The 13876-nt window shown below is 72.5% G+C and carries 10 protein-coding genes; 4 read left to right on the top strand and 6 right to left on the bottom strand.

Annotation, left to right across the window (positions count from 1 at the left end; all coding sequences use genetic code 11):
- Nucleotides 1-2 precede the first annotated feature (2 nt).
- Entirely contained in the window at nt 3-2804 is a 2802-nt protein-coding gene (locus ACME2J_RS04175) for a hydantoinase B/oxoprolinase family protein (protein ID WP_495543617.1), read from the top strand.
- 116 nt (nt 2805-2920) lie between these two features.
- Nucleotides 2921-4183 carry a PucR family transcriptional regulator gene (locus tag ACME2J_RS04170; protein ID WP_495543616.1) on the top strand — a complete coding sequence of 421 codons (1263 nt, stop codon included), beginning with the start codon at nt 2921-2923 and terminating at the stop codon, nt 4181-4183.
- Between the two features lie 74 nt (nt 4184-4257).
- Here ACME2J_RS04170 and ACME2J_RS04165 read toward each other — a convergent pair whose 3' ends face one another.
- The 5 genes from ACME2J_RS04165 to ACME2J_RS04145 are packed head-to-tail and all read right to left on the bottom strand — an operon-like array spanning nt 4258 to nt 11348.
- Nucleotides 4258-5076: an alpha/beta hydrolase gene (locus ACME2J_RS04165; RefSeq protein ID WP_495543615.1), complete on the bottom strand. Its 819-nt coding sequence runs from the start codon at nt 5074-5076 to the stop codon at nt 4258-4260.
- A 28-nt stretch (nt 5077-5104) separates the two neighbouring features.
- Nucleotides 5105-6550: a wax ester/triacylglycerol synthase domain-containing protein gene (locus ACME2J_RS04160; protein ID WP_495543614.1), complete on the bottom strand. Its 1446-nt coding sequence runs from the start codon at nt 6548-6550 to the stop codon at nt 5105-5107.
- A 3-nt stretch (nt 6551-6553) separates the two neighbouring features.
- Nucleotides 6554-7564 (bottom strand): NAD(P)H-dependent glycerol-3-phosphate dehydrogenase, encoded by a 1011-nt coding sequence (locus ACME2J_RS04155; protein ID WP_495543613.1) that lies wholly within the window; start codon nt 7562-7564, stop codon nt 6554-6556.
- Nucleotides 7561-9039 (bottom strand): HAD-IB family hydrolase, encoded by a 1479-nt coding sequence (locus ACME2J_RS04150; RefSeq protein WP_495543612.1) that lies wholly within the window; start codon nt 9037-9039, stop codon nt 7561-7563. Before ACME2J_RS04150 ends, ACME2J_RS04155 begins: the two co-directional genes overlap by 4 nt.
- The gene (locus tag ACME2J_RS04145) at nt 9036-11348 is read right to left on the bottom strand and encodes a glycerol-3-phosphate 1-O-acyltransferase (protein ID WP_495543611.1); all 2313 of its coding nucleotides are present in this window, start codon (nt 11346-11348) and stop codon (nt 9036-9038) included. Before ACME2J_RS04145 ends, ACME2J_RS04150 begins: the two co-directional genes overlap by 4 nt.
- Nucleotides 11349-11530: 182 nt before the next feature.
- Here ACME2J_RS04145 and ACME2J_RS04140 point away from each other — a divergent pair, with 182 nt between their 5' ends.
- Complete coding sequence (locus ACME2J_RS04140) at nt 11531-12022, top strand: beta-class carbonic anhydrase (RefSeq protein WP_495543610.1); 492 nt, start codon at nt 11531-11533, stop codon at nt 12020-12022.
- 149 nt (nt 12023-12171) lie between these two features.
- A complete protein-coding gene (locus ACME2J_RS04135) occupies nt 12172-12687 on the top strand; it encodes a universal stress protein (protein WP_495543609.1) in 516 nt (171 codons plus the stop codon).
- Between the two features lie 30 nt (nt 12688-12717).
- Here ACME2J_RS04135 and ACME2J_RS04130 read toward each other — a convergent pair whose 3' ends face one another.
- A complete protein-coding gene (locus ACME2J_RS04130) occupies nt 12718-13848 on the bottom strand; it encodes a LuxR C-terminal-related transcriptional regulator (protein WP_495543608.1) in 1131 nt (376 codons plus the stop codon).
- Nucleotides 13849-13876: the final 28 nt, after the last annotated feature.

Here is a 13876-nt window from a genome sequence, read left to right as displayed (position 1 = left end):
CCATGGCCACGATCGAAACCCTCCGCGGCCTCGAGCCGAAGGACAGCAAGCCCATCGGGTGGGACGGGCAGACGCTCGCCCAGATGCTCGCCCACTCGGAGGACACGTTCGAGACGACCGGCTACTACCAGGGCCTCGAGCGGCTCGCGATGAAGGAGGAGGACCCCCTCCACTTCGAGAAGCTCTTCTCGCGCGTCCGCGGCGGCATGGTGTCCGCCCGCGAGACGGCCCTCAACATCTCGGCCTCGCCGATCGTCCGCGAGCTCGGTGAGATCTGCTTCGCGCTCTACACGCCGGAGGGCGACAACATCGCCCTCTCGACGGGCATCATCGTCCACGTCCACACGATGAGCGAGGCCATCAAGTTCATGGTCCGCAACGGGTGGGAGGACAACCCGGAGATCCGTCCCGGCGACATCTTCGCGAACAACCAGCCGACGATCGGCGACGTCCACAACGCCGACGTCCAGACGTTCGTCCCGATCTTCGACCCCGAGGGCTCCGGTGAGCTCATCGCGTGGGCGGGCGGCGTCATCCACGTCATGGACATCGGCGCGACGACGCCGGGTGGCGTCTGCGTCGCGCCGACGACGCGGTTCGACGACGGCATCGACCTCCACTGCATGAAGATCGGGGAGGAGGACACGATCGCGCAGTGGCACATGAAGCGCGTCTCGATGCAGTCGCGCGCGCCGGGCCTCTACATCCTCGACGAGCGCTGCCGCCTCGCGGGCTGCCACATGATCCGCGACGCGGTGGAGCGGCTCTGCCTCGAGGAGGGCACTGAGACGTTCAAGAGCTTCACCCGCGAGGCGATCGAGGACGGGCGCCGCTCGTTCAAGACCCGCGCGCGGTCGCTCCTCGTGCCGGGCCGCTACCGCTCCGCCGGCTTCACCGAGGCCCGCTACGCGGACAAGACGGAGATGCCCAAGCGCGCCCGTCGCGATCTCATCATCCACGGCTCCTACGAGGCGGTCGTCGACAAGGACGGCCACTGGACGACCGACCTGCGCGGCAGCTCCGCGTGGGGCTGGCACTCGTTCAACGCGACGCCGGCCGCCCAGCAGGGCATGCAGTGGATCCTGTTCACGCAGACCCTCATCTGCAACGACAAGATCAACGACGGCGCGTACTACGCGACCGACCTCCACCTCACGCCGGGGACGTGGGCCGATCTCGGCGACGCGCCGTGCTCGTCCTCGTTCCCGTGGATGCCGATGTTCGCGACGTCGACCGGCTACATGCGGGCGATCTCGCGGGCGCTGCAGTCGCGCGGCTACATCGAGGAGATCATGGGGACCTACACCGTCCCCGGCAACGTCGCGCAGGGCGGCGGCATCGACCAGTACGGGCAGGTCTCGGGCTTCATGAACTTCGAGATCGGCGCCCAGGGCCAGGGCGGCAAGTACTGCCTCGACGGCCTCGACTACGGCTCGGCGGTGTTCAACCCCGAGGGCGACATGGGCGACATCGAGATGTGGGAGCTCGTGAAGCCGATGATCTACCTCGGCCGTCGCATCAAGCCGTACACGGGCGGCGTCGGCCGCCACCGCGGCGGCTCCTCCTTCGAGTCGCTGCTCCTCGTCCACTCGACCCCGGACTTCGAGGTCGAGAACATCGGGGCGGGCGGGATGTTCATGTCGCCGGGCCTCTTCGGCGGCTACCCGGGCGCGATGGCCTACGTCCACAACATCTACGACTCGACGCTCATCGAGCAGGCGCAGAACGGCGAGGCCTACCCGGTCGCGGACGTGAGCGGCGAGGAGCAGGCGCTGCAGGCGATCGGCGGCCGGCACGAGGTGAAGCAGGACCCGTTCACCCTCATGCAGGCGATGAAGCACGGCGACGTCTACCTCTCGAGCGGCCGCGGCGGCGGCGGGCTCGGCGATCCGCTCCTGCGTCCCGACGAGAAGATCGACGAGGACATCGCCGGCGGGCACATCCAGCCCGAGTGGGCCGAGAGGGCCTACGGCCGCAAGGACCGCGAGGCGGTGCGCAAGCAGCGCCTCGAGCGGTCCCGCGACGTGAGCGAGTGGTGGTCCGAGCAGCGCCAGCGGATCCTCGACCAGGACCTCATCGACCCGGTCAAGGTGATGTACAGCGAGTCGATGCGGCTCGAGCAGCGGTGGGCGGCGGAGTTCCGCGGCTTCTGGGACCTCCCGGAGGACTTCGACTTCGACGTCATCACGCCGACCGTCGTCAACCAGCGCGCCGAGCCGGGCAAGATGACGCCGGCCGAGTCCGCGGCCGAGTTCCTCGCGCAGGCCGAGGCGTTCCGTCCCGAGCACGAGGACGAGGTCCCCGTCAACACGCAGATGACGAAGGAGCTCCTCGCCGACCTCGTCGACGAGCGGCTCTCGCGGCGGGCCGTCCACGAGATCCAGTCCGGCCACAAGGACCCGGACCGGTTCGACAAGTGGATCGCGCTGCTCCAGGAGCGCGTCTCCTACGACGACCCGATCGTCCTGCCGTTCGGTGAGGGCCTCAACATCGTCAAGCGGCGCTCCGACGGCGAGATGGTCATCCGCACCGACGCGGGCCACGACCTCTGCCGCTGGGACGACAACTGGAAGATGCACGCGCGGATCTTCATCCGCGACACCGACGAGCTCTACGAGGAGATCTACCCGAAGCTCGCCTACCCGGAGGGCGCCTGGATGGAGCTGCGGGAGTACTACTGCCCGGTCTCCGGCCAGCTCCTCGAGACCGAGGCGGTGCCGCCCGGGTACCCCGTCGTCCACGAGTACCTCCCGGACATCGAGGGGTTCTACAAGGGGTGGCTCGGCCGGGAGGTCCCCTCCTAGCTCCAGCGCACGCGTGACCATCGCGCGGGGCGGGCGGGGCGGCGGATCCCGCCGCCCTTCCCGTCCCGCGCCGACCCGTATACGCTCGCTCTCCGGGTCCCTGGAAGGAGAGCGACGTGGCGCAGCGCCCTGTGACGACGATCCCGTCCACCACATGCCTCGCCGCTGTCCGCGCGATGGCGGACGAGCTCATCCCCCAGCTCGACGAGGTCGCCGAGGCGCTCGCCGACGAGATCCACGAGCAGATCGACACGCTCGGCGACGATCTGCACCACGAGACGGTCCTCAGCTGCCGGGCGAACGTCGGCCTCATCGCCCAGATGCTCCGGGACGAGGTCGACCCCCACAGCGCGGTCGCGCCGGCGGAGGCGCTCCACTACTCGCGCGAGTACGTGCGCCGCGGCCTCCCGATCGAGGCGCTCATGCGCGCCTATCAGGTGGGTCACAAGGTCTACTCGCGCGTGCTCCTCGCCCGGCTCGAGCGCGAGGTCGCCGACCGCGACCTCCTCGCCGAGTCCGTCACCTACGTCTCCGGCTGGCTCTTCCCGTACCTCGACGCCGTGACGATGGGCGTCGCGGAGGCGTACATGCACGAGCGCGAGCGCTGGGTGCGCAGCGCGGCGGCGCTGCGCGCCGACGAGGTGCGCGCGATCCTCGACGGCAGCGCGACCGACGAGCAGCGCGCGGCCCAGCGACTCCGCTACGAGCTCGCGCGCACGCACGTCGCGCTCCTCATCTGGGGCGAGGAGGGCGAGGACGCGGACGGCACGATCGGGCTCTTCGAGCGGATCGCCCACGACCTCGAGTCGCAGGTCGGCGGCACGGACGCCCTCTGCGTGCCGTTGGGGCGGCTCACGCTCGCGGCGTGGGTCGGCCTCCGCGGCGACCCCGACCTCGAGGCGCTGCGCGCGGTCGAGCAGCCCGACGCGCTCGCCGTCGGCGTCCGCGTCGCCGTCGGCGACCCGGGCACGGGCATCGACGGGTTCCGCCGCAGTCACGAGCAGGCCGTGCTCGCCCGCCGTGTCGCGCAGCTCGCGCGCCGCGCGACGGGGAGCATCGTCCGCTACGGCGACGTCGCCCTCACGGGCCTCCTCATGCAGGACGTCGGCGAGGCGCAGCGCTTCGCCGCGCGCGAGCTCGGCGCGCTCGGCGCAGAGACCGACGCGTCACGCCGCATCGCGGCGACGGTCCGGGTCTTCCTCGAGGAGGGCTCGAGCTTCGTCCGCGCCGCGCGCCGGCTCGGCGTCCACGAGAACACCGTCGCCTACCGCGTCCGCCGGGCCGGGGAACTCCTCGGCCACCCCGTCGAGGACCGCCAGCTCGAGCTGCGCGTCGCCCTCCTCCTCGCCGACGTGCTGCGGCGAGGAGAGGTGGCGTAGCGCGCGAGACATCCCATCCGTCCTGACGAAGCTCACTTCAGGCGTGAGTTCCGTCAGGTGGGGTGGGCGGATCGTCAGCCGACGACGCGCGAGATGAACGCGCGGACGTGGCCGATGACCTCGTCCTTGTTCGTCTCGTTGAAGATCTCGTGGCGGGCGCCCTCGTAGATGTGCTCCTCGAGGTCGTCGGGGCGGATCGCCTCGAGGGCCGGGCGCGTCGCGCTGACCGGGGCGAGCGGGTCCTCCTCGCCGTGGATCCACAGCGTCGGCACGCCGATCGGCGGCCCCTCCGAGATCTCCTGCACCGCCGCCTTGAGCCCCTCGAGGCTCTCGCGGGCGAACGAGCCGTGGTAGACGAGCTCGTCGTTCATGTACGCCTCGCCGACCGCGGGATCGCGGGAGAGCATCGCCGGGTCGATCGGCACCTCGGGGATCGGGTCCATCTCGAGGAGGGCGAAGATGTCCGGGTTGCCGCCGATGACGGGACCGGAGAGGACGAGCGCGTCGAGCTTGTCCGGGTGGCTCTGGGCGAAGAGCGTCGCGATGATGCCGCCCATCGAGTGGCCGATGACGACGACCTTGTGATCGCCGTGCTTGGCGACGACGTCGTCGACGACGGTCGCGAAGTCCTGCACGAGGACGTCGACGTCGTCGACGAGCGCGCGCTCGCCGCCGGTGACGCCATGGCCCCAGTGGTCGGGCGCGGTGACGTCGGCGCCGTCCTGGGCGAGCGCGGCGACGACGTGGTCGTAGCGGCGCGCGTGCTCGCCGAACCCGTGCGCGATGAACACGAGGAACTTCGCGTCGTGGCTGTGCCAGTGGTGGACCTTCACGGGGCCGCGGACGCCCGCGACCTCCTTGAGCTTCGGCTCGGTGGCGGTGTTCTCGGACATGGGTGTCGGGACTCCTGGGGTGTCGGGGTCAGGTACGGCGGCGGACCGGCGTCGTCTCGTGGGGTGCGACCGCGATGACCTCTTCGAAGCCCTCGGCGACGCAGCGGGCGAACCGGTCGGGCTCGGTGATGGCGGCCGGGTCGAGGTTGATCCCCACGCAGCACGTCGAGCCGTGGGTGAGCAGGGTGATCATCGTCGCGCAGCCCGGGAGCGGCGCGTACCCGTAGGCGCGGATCACCTGGGCGCCGGCGAGGAAGGCGTCCTCGCGGATGCCGGGCACGTTCGACGCCTGGAGGTCGTTGCTCTTCGTCATGTTCCCCGCGACCTGCGAGATCACCTGTCCGGGGAGGCGCGCGAGGACGGGCGCGACGGCGCCGAGGCCGTCGACGGCCGGCTCGTCGCGCGCGCGCCGGACGAGCTCGCCGATGATCGCCATCCGCTCGACGGGATCCTCGACGCCGACCGGGCCGGCGATGCGCGCGCCCGCGAAGCGGTTCCCGCCGTGCTCGTCGCCCTCCTTGCGCAGCGAGATGGGGAACGCGATCGGGATCGCGTCGACCGGGTGCCCGAGCTCCTCGTGGTAGCGGCGGAAGCCGCCGAGGAGCGCCGCGATGTACGCGTCGTTGAGCGTCGCGCCGTGGGCCTTGCCCGCGGCGCGGAGGTCCTTGAACTCGACGTCGAGCGCCGCGAACCGCCACGACAGGCTGCGGCCCGCGAGGAGCGGCGACCCCTCGGCGTCGGGGTCGGAGAGCACGCGGCGCAGGGAGTCGCCGTAGCGGACGGCGTCGCGGATCGCGCGGTCGGGACGCCGGAGCATCCCCGCGCCGCGGCCGACGAAGCGCAGCGCGCCGGGGAGCTGGCGCGCGTCGTCGGACACCTGCCGGACGAGGAGCCCCATCCGGTCGAGGTCGACGGGGTCGGGCGCAGGCGGCTGCGGCTTGCCGTCCGACGGCTCGCGCCGGCGCGAGTGGAGCTGCGAGAGGAGCTGCACGCCGCCGATGCCGTCCGTCGTCGAGTGGTGCATCTTGAGGACGTACATCGCGCGGCCGTCGGGGAGCCCCTCGATGAGGACCGCCTCCCACGGGGCGCGCCACTTGTCGAACGCGGCCATCGCGACCTGCTCGGCGATGGCGAGCGCGTCGGAGAACGTCCCGCCCTCGGCGAGGCTGTAGCGGCGCACGTGGTAGTGGAGGTCGAAGTCGCGGTCGGTCGCCCACGTCGGCCGGCCCAGCCCGAGCGCGGGCTCGACGACGCGCTGGCGGAACCGCGGGACCATCCGCGTCGCCCACTCGTGGGCGCGGAGGAAGCGCTCCCAGTCGGGGACGACGTCGAGCTCCTCGACGGCGACGATCGTCGACCGCAGCCGCGGGTCCGCCTCGGCGCGCCACATCAGCGCCTCGAGGGCGTTCATGTCCGACGTCTTGCCCCACGCGAGGGGGACGCCCGTCGCCGGGTCGGTCTGCATCTCGGTCATGTCTCAGGCCACCTCGTGCGCTTCGCTCTCGGCCGTCTCCCGCATGAGGCCCCGGTAGGCCTCGCGCGGGTGGCGGCCCTCGTCGACGACCGCGTAGACCTCTTCGGCGATCGGCATGCGGACGCCGTGGTCACGCGAGAGCTCGATGACGGTCCGGGCGGTCTTCACGCCCTCGGCGACCTGCCCGAGGGACTCGATCGCCTCCTCGAGCGTCATGTCCTGCGCGAGCGCCTCGCCGATGCGCCGGTTGCGCGACTGAGGGCTCATGCACGTCGCCATGAGGTCGCCGAGGCCGGTGAGTCCGGCGAACGTGCGGGCGTCGGCCCCCATCGCCTCGCCGAGCCGCGTCATCTCGGCGAGCCCGCGGGTGATGACCATCGAGCGCGTGTTGTCGCCGACGCCGAGCCCGTCGGCCATCCCCGCGGCGATCGCGATGATGTTCTTGAGCACGCCGCCGAGCTCCGAGCCGAGCACGTCGCGGTTGCGGTAGACGCGGAACCGCGAGGAGTGGAAGAGGGGCTGCAGCGCGCAGGCGACCGCGTCGTCGGCGGTCGCGACGACGCTCGCCGCCGCGAAGCCGTCGAGGATCTCCTTCGCCAGGTTCGGGCCCGCCATGAGCCCGACCGGGTGGCCGGGCAGCTCCTCGCCGACGATCTCCGTCGGACGCCTGCGCGTGTCCGGCTCGAGGCCCTTCACGAGGGAGAGGACGGGGATCCACGGGCGGACGTGGAGGGCGACCTGCTTGAGCACGCCGCGCATCGCGTGCGACGGGACGCCGACGACGAGGACGTCGGCCTCGGCCGCCGCGCGCTCAAGGTCCGCGGTCGCCTCGAGCTCCGGCGGGAGCTCGCGGTCCGGGAGGTAGCGCGAGTTGCGGTGCTCGAGCTGCACCTCGGCGGCCGTCTCCGGGTCGCGTGCCCAGAGCAGGGTCGGCGTGTTCTGCGCGGCGAGGGAGGCGACGGTCGTCCCCCAGGAGCCTCCTCCGAGGACGACGACGCGGACGGGGCGGCTCATCGGGCGGTCTCCTTCGTCGGGAAGTGGGCGAGGGTGTGGACGAAGAGGTCGCGGACCTCCTCGACGTGCTCGTCGAGCGTCTCGACGGTCCAGCCGGACGTGTCGACGGGCGGCAGCGCGCAGACCTCCACGGTCCCTGGGCGCAGCACCTGGGCCCCGCGCCACATCACCTCGCCGGCGTTGCGCAGCACGATCGGCACCATCGGGACGCCGGCCTGCATCGCGATGTGGAAGGGCCCCTTCTTGAAGCGGCCGAGTCGGGGGGTGGCCGAGCGGGTCCCCTCGGGGGCGATGACGAGCGACAGCCGCTCGTCGCGCACCTTCGAGACGGCGGGGTCGAGGGCCTTGCGCCACTGGCCCTTGTTGCCGCGCTCGATGAACGCGACGCCGGCGAGCTGGAAGAACTGGCCGAAGCCGGGGACCTTCTGCGCCTCCTTCTTCGCGACGCCGGTGAAGCCGCCGCGCAGGAGCTTCATGAGGATGATCGGATCGATCTTGCTCTGGTGGTTGAAGACGAAGACGCACGGCCGCGCCGACCACAGGTGCTCGTGGCCGCTCGTCACCTCGACGTCGATGCCGGCGAGAGCGAGGCCCAGGTCCGAGCCGACGCCGCCCGTGATCTCGAGGAGCGTGTCGCGGTCGCCGTGGTTGACGAGCGACGCCCCGAGCCCGAGGCCGAACGCCCCCGCCATCGATCCGTAGAACGCGACGGTGCGCGCGATCTCCCCGGCGCCCGGCGTGCCGCCCCGCGCCTCGCAGCGCAGGATCGGCCACCCGCGCTCCCGGGCGAACCGGGCGAGCCGCTCGTCGGGCTCGACGGCGACCGCGTTGCCGGCCGTCTCGAGGAACGGCACGTCCTCCCCGCCGTTCGAGTAGGCGAACGACGCGTCGAGGTCGATGTCCTCCTCCGCGGCGAGCTCCCGCACGGCGCGCGCCTTCCCGCGCCCCCACAGCGCCTCGCCGCCGACGCGGCCGGTGAGGCGCGTCTCGCCGTCCTCCTCGCTCTCGTACACCTCGACCGGCGTGCAGAGGGCGAAGTCCGCCTCGAGCTCGTCGGCCATCGGCTCGACCTGGAAGCGCAGGGCCGACGAGGCGAGCGCGATCGTGTGGCCCTTGCGCCGATGCGCCTTCACGAGCTCCCACGCCTCGCTGTGGAGCCGCGAGGCGATGTCGTGCTTGAAGAGGCGGCGGCCGAGCTCCTCCATCTCGTCGACGGGCTTGTCGGCCCACGCGGCGAGCGACATCTCGAGGAACCGCGCGAAGTCCTCCTCGTCGCCCACGCCCTTGCGCGCGGCGAGGATCGTCTTCGTGATCTCGACGGGGCCGATCTCGCGCGCGCGCATCCGGTGCCGGTAGAAGGCGGCGGCGGAGAACCCGCTGATGACGGTGCCGTCGTAGTCGAAGAAGGCGCCGATCTGCGGGCCGTCGGGCGCCTCCTCGATGCGGGCGAGAAGCTCGTCGACCGTGATCGTCACGCGAGGACCTCGGCGAGCCGCCCGGACTGGATCTCGCCGAGCGCGACGACGTCGTCGACGACGCCCCGGATCTCGGCGAGGAACGCCTCGCGCCCGCGGCGGACGTCGTCCCGGCCCGGTGCGACGAGGTCGCGGTTCTCCGCGAGCTGCAGAGCGGACGAGAAGAGCTCCTTCGAGACGGAGTCGCTGCCGTGGAGGCGGCCCTGGAGGAGCATCTGCCGGCCGACGCCGAGGCACTCCTGCACGAAGGCGGACTCCTCGACCGGCTCGCGCGGGTCGCGGGCGGCGAGCAGCTCGGCGACGACGAGCTGGGCGTCGACGAAGGAGCGCAGCGTGTTGTGGCCGACGAGGGTCGTCGCCCGGGTGAGGAGCGCGTTGCCGGGGTCGGCCGCGCCGAGGTGGTCGCGCCAGTCGGGCGTGAGGTGGCCGAGCTCCTCGATCATGCGCTCGCGGAACTGCGTCTTGTCGGGGAAGAAGAACTCGAACTTGAGGAGGTCGCGGAGCTCGAGCGCGCGTTCCCACGCGACCTCGGTCGGGTCCTCGTCGCCCGCGCCGCGCAAGGCGACGTGGAGGATCGAGAGCTCGACGATCGCGCGCGTGAGGAAGTGGTGGAGCGCGCCGTTGCGGTAGAAGGCGGCGACGATGTGGTTCTCCCTCGGGATCTGCCACACCGGCTCGGTCCCTCCCTCGAAGCACGTCGCGACCTTGTTCTCGCACAGCGAGTCGAGCGAGGCGCGCAGGACGTGCGGCCGGCGCAGGTCGCTCACGAGGTCGTCGAGGCCGCGCTGCTCGAGGTACCCGACGAGCGGGTCGACGACGCGGGCGACCTCGTCGAGCGTGAGCGCCCGGTCGCGCGTCCCGAGGAGGGCGAAGGTGACGAGCGACGGCGCGGTCACCGGCGTCGCGCGGTTGATGCCGTGGCAGATGCGGAAGGCGACCTTCTCGAGCTGGGCGCTCCCCTCGCCGGCCTCCGTGAGGGCCTCGCGGAGGCTGAAGGGCTCGCCGAAGCGGATGTGCGCCTTCCCGGCGTCGCGCGACTGCTCCCTGATGTAGTTCGCCATCCAGCGCAGGCCCTCCGTCTGCTTCGCCGCCCCGGCCTGCTCGTTGGCCATCGCGCCGATCTCCTGGATCTGCTCGTAGACGAGCGAGGTCGGCACGAGGTAGACGTCGTCCGCCTCGCCGTCCTCGATCGCGCGGACGAGGTAGTGGAGGAGCCCGAAGCGCGGCGGGCGCAGCTTCCCCGTCCGCGTGCGTCCGCCCTCGATGTACCACTCGAGATTGAAGCGCTTGCTCACGAGGTGCGAGAAGAACGACCGGACCGCGAGCTTGTAGACGCGGTCGTCGCCGAAGCTGCGGCGGATGAAGATGACCCCGGCGCGCTTCCCGAGCGGCCCGATCGGCCAGAAGCTCATGTTGTCCCCGCCGAGGATGTGGTTGCGGGGGAAGTCGTGCTCGTGGAAGGCCTGGCCGATGACGAGCGGGTCGGCGTACGCGCGATGGGACGGCAGGAAGACGAGCGCGTGGCGCTTGTTGAGCTCCCGGAGGCGGTCGAGCGCCTCCGCGTCGAGCACGGGCTGCCACGCGTTCGCGTGCATCGGGCTCAGCACCGTGCGGAAGACGTCGATCGCGACCGGGCTCTGCACGGTGGCGAGCTCGCCGAGGGCCTTCGTCGCGTCGGCCATGACCTCGTCCGCGCCGCGGCCGAGCTGGTCGGAGAGACGGGCGATCTCGGCGCGGAACCTCGCGCTCGCCGTGATCTGCTCGGCGACGAGACGGGGCACCTTGTACCGGTCGCCGATGATCGCCCGCTCGGCCCGCTCGCAGGCGAGGGTCGCCTGATGGCCGACGAACGCTGCGAAGTCCAGCCTGCCCCCGCCGCCGGACTGCTCGCGGAAGCGCGCGCGGAGGTCGGTCAGGGTCGCGGGCTCGCCGGCGACGACCCGCACGCGGTCGGGCTCGCGCGAGGCGATCCGCGGCTGGAGTCGCGGCCACGGCCGCCGCGGGTTCGTGAGCAGGAGGAAGTCCGAGGGCCGGACGTTGCGCGCGCCGTCCCGCTCGCGGGGGAGCCACGTGACGCGGACGGGGACGAGCAGGGGGTCGTCGCCCGCGTCGGCGAGCCGGTCGGCGAGGAGCTGCTCGTCGAAGGCGATCGTCGCGCCCGCGTGCTCCCGGTCCGCCCATGTGCGGACGAGGTCGCGCTCCGTCGGGGTGCGTGCATCGGCGACGACGACGACGCTCCGCGGCCGCTCGACCGGATCGGGGACAGCGGTGAGCGGCGGTCGCTCGTCGGTGCTCGCGCGCACGGTCACGGGTGTCCTCCTCTCGCCGGTCGCTCGGCGGGACGTGGGGAACGGGTCGAGACGACCGTACACGGGTCTGACGCCCTGAGTTGCGGAGTGTGCCCAGGGGGGGAGCGATCTCCCTCGTGCCGGGGGGACGGAGGGCGCCAGGGACCCCCCGGTCGGGAGGTGGGACTACGATGCCGCGCGAGATGACGAACGCCGATGACATGCTCTCCCACGCCGCGACTCGCGCCGCAGATCTGGCCGCACCCGGCCTCTCCCCCCGCCCGCAGCGCAAGGTCGCCGTCCTCGCGTGCATGGACACGCGCATCGACCTCTTCCCGATGCTCGGGATCGCGCGCGGCGACGCGCACATCATCCGCAACGCCGGCGGCCTCGCGACGGACGACGCGCTGCGCTCCCTGAGCGCCTCGCAGCGGCTGCTCGGCACCGAGGAGGTCGTCGTCGTCATGCACGAGGGGTGCGGCCTCCACGGCGCCTCGGAGGACGAGTATCGCCAGATGCTCACCGCCGACGGGGTGCTCCCCGCGTGGCGGCTCGGCGCGTTCGACGACATCGAGCAGACGCTCCGCGCCAGCCTGCGCCGGCTGCGGACCTCGCCCGAGCTCATCGTCCACGACAAGATCCGCGGCTTCGTCTACGACCCCGAGTCGGGGTCGCTGCGCGAGGTCGCGGAGTAGCGCGAGCCCGTTTCTCAGGGCGAGCCCTGAGAAGCGGTGTGACGGTGCGCACCGGCCGCGGTGACGTGTGATCGAGCGCACCGGGCGGCGGCCCGGTCGGACCTACCTTCGCCCTCGAGAGGTTCACCGACTCCGAGGGAGAGTCCGCCATGCCGCACCATCACACCGAGACCGACCGTCTCGTCCTTCTCGCCGGCGTCACCGGATCGCCGGCCTCGCGCCACGCCGCCCGGGACGCCGCACTGCGCGCGGCGGCCGTCGGCGCCCAGCTCCGGCTCGTGCACGCGTTCGACGGGCGCGACCGGTTCGCCCACCAGCTCGACCGCCGGTGGGCGCCCGATGATGTCGCGTACCGCGCGAACCCGCGCGGCGACGCCGAGGCGCTCCTCGGCGCGGAGGCGGAGAAGCTCGCCGACCTCCACCTCGACATCGAGATCGAGGCCGTCACCGGCTCGCCCGCCGAGGCGCTGCGCGACCTCGCCGTCGCGACCGGCGCGGCGAGCGTCACGATCGGCTCGCATCGCCGCCGGCCGCGGCGCTTCGGCGTCGTGGCCCGCCTGATGCGGGACTGCCCGTGCCGCCTGCGGGTCGTCGTCCCCGGCGACGCCGAGATGCCGGCGCGCGTCGCGCGCGTCCCGCTCCCCGGACGGGCGCTCCACGTGTGAGCGCGGAGTCGGCCGCGGGCGGGAGGCGGCCTAGTCGTCCGGGTGCGCCCGGAGCCAGAGGCCGGCGGCCTCGACGCGGTTCGCGGCCCCGAGCTTGCGCAGGATGCGCTTCACGTGCGTCTTCGCGGTCTCGTCGGCGATGACGAGCTGCGCGGCGATCTGGGCGTTGGAGGCGCCGCGGGCGAGGAGGGCGAGGACCTCCCGCTCGCGGCGCGACAGCACGGCCTCGATCTCGGACTCCTCCTCGGGGCGCTTGCCGGCGATGAGCGCCTCCGCGGTTCGGGTGGCCGCGCTGCCGTCGCCGCCCGCGGTGACGATCTCGACCTCCGCCTCGAGGTAGTCGCCGACGACCGCCTGCGCGCGGCGGAGGAGACGCTGCAGCTCCTCGCCCTGCGCGCGGAGGCGCTCGGTGAGCCGGGCGCGCTCGATCGCGAAGCCGAGTCCCTCGGCGAACGCCCACAGGGCGTCGCGGTCGAACTCGTCGACGCGGCGCGGCTTGAGGCGGTGGTCGGCGTGGACGAACCCGATGACCTTCCCCTCGGGCATGATCGGCGCGGCGACGTAGCTGTGGACGTCGTAGGCCTCCGCCTGGGGATGGAAGCTGTGGGGGTTCGTCATCGCGTCGTGGACGCACATCGGGATGCCGCGGCGGATCATCTCCCGCTCGCGGCTCCCCTGCTCGAGCTTGAGGGGAAGGTCCCGGCTGAACTCGAGGAGCAGCGCCGCCGCCTCGGGGTCCCCCTCGACGTGGAAGCTCTCGGCGATGAGCTCCTTCCCGCGCAGCCGGTAGAGCACCGCGCGGTCGAATCCGCACGCCGCGCACGCCTCGCGCGGCGCGCAGGCGATCATCGCCTCGGCGGTCCGCAGCTCACGCAGGCGGGTGAGCGACTCGTGGATGGTCGCGAGCGTGTCGAGCCGGCGCCGCAGCCGGCGATCGGCGACGGTCTCGTGCGCGTCGACGAGCTCGGCGAGCTGCTGGCACGTCGCGGCGAGCTCGGGATCGACGGCGTCGCCGAGGCGGGACAGCTGGGCCTCGAGCTCCGCGAGCGCGTCCTCGAGCGCGCGCTCCTGCGCGTCGCGGGCGTCCTCGCCGGGCGGCCACGGCGGGAGGCGCGCGAGCGCCTTCCTGATCTCGTCGTTGAGAACGCCCCCCTCGCTCATGGCTCGACGCTACCGCGCGTCGGCGAGC

The organism is Paraconexibacter sp. (genome assembly GCF_059438195.1).
The sequence above is the reverse complement of the archived record's forward strand: the minus strand, read 5'-3'. Positions and strand labels throughout refer to the sequence as shown.

What these genes read in the sequence shown, in the direction of transcription:
- ACME2J_RS04175 (WP_495543617.1), top strand. Translation starts at nt 3, where the DNA reads ATGGCCACGATCGAAACCCTCCGCGGCCTCGAGCCGAAGGACAGCAAG.
- ACME2J_RS04165 (WP_495543615.1), bottom strand. Translation starts at nt 5,076, where the DNA reads ATGTCCGAGAACACCGCCACCGAGCCGAAGCTCAAGGAGGTCGCGGGC.
- ACME2J_RS04160 (WP_495543614.1), bottom strand. Translation starts at nt 6,550, where the DNA reads ATGACCGAGATGCAGACCGACCCGGCGACGGGCGTCCCCCTCGCGTGG.
- ACME2J_RS04155 (WP_495543613.1), bottom strand. Translation starts at nt 7,564, where the DNA reads ATGAGCCGCCCCGTCCGCGTCGTCGTCCTCGGAGGAGGCTCCTGGGGG.
- ACME2J_RS04140 (WP_495543610.1), top strand. Translation starts at nt 11,531, where the DNA reads ATGACGAACGCCGATGACATGCTCTCCCACGCCGCGACTCGCGCCGCA.
- ACME2J_RS04135 (WP_495543609.1), top strand. Translation starts at nt 12,172, where the DNA reads ATGCCGCACCATCACACCGAGACCGACCGTCTCGTCCTTCTCGCCGGC.
- ACME2J_RS04130 (WP_495543608.1), bottom strand. Translation starts at nt 13,848, where the DNA reads ATGAGCGAGGGGGGCGTTCTCAACGACGAGATCAGGAAGGCGCTCGCG.